Source organism: Thermus sp. FJN-A (assembly GCF_054655095.1).
Genome location: NZ_BAAHSC010000076.1, coordinates 1 through 471, shown reverse-complemented (window position 1 = coordinate 471; position 471 = coordinate 1). Strand labels below are relative to the sequence as shown.

General features: G+C 76.0%; 1 protein-coding gene and 1 pseudogene. Both read right to left on the bottom strand.

Features of this window, described 5'->3' with window-relative positions; all coding sequences use genetic code 11:
- Positions 1-215, bottom strand: a pseudogene (locus ACYQ0J_RS00405) (ATPase); the annotation flags it as partial.
- Positions 212-471, bottom strand: a 260-nt coding sequence (locus ACYQ0J_RS00400; RefSeq protein WP_460170248.1) for a ParA family protein, incomplete at its 5' end; no start/stop codon positions are given. The gene ACYQ0J_RS00400 and the pseudogene ACYQ0J_RS00405, both read right to left, overlap by 4 nt.

The window sequence follows — 471 nt, the reverse complement described above, 5'->3', positions numbered from 1 at the left end:
AGGGCGTCCAGCTGGTCGGGGCGGAGGCGGCACTCCTTGCGGACGTAGGTGAGGTAGGGGGGGAGGGGGCGCTCCCTGGGGCCTTCCCCCTTCGGGGAGGCCTCGAGGCCCCCCCCGGGAGGGGCCTCCCCGGGCTTCTCCTCCCGGGGGGCGGGAGCCTCCTGAAGGTCCCCCGCCTCCTCCCTCACCAGCTCCGCCAGGCGCTTCCGCTTCACGCCTCCCTCCTCTCGGGGGTTTGGGCGAGCTCCCTGAGGAGCTCCTCCGCCACCCGGCGGTAGTCCGCCTCCGCCTCCCGGGCGTTGGGGCCGCGCCAGCGGGTGATGGCCTTGCCGTCCAGGGCGGCCCGCTCGTGGGCCTTGTAGGCCCGCACGAAGGCGTGGAAGGCGGGCACCCCGGCCTCCATGAGGGCGGTCTGGGCCTCGAGGGCCTCCCCTAGGCTCCGGGGGTCCACCCGGGTGAGGAGGACCCGGT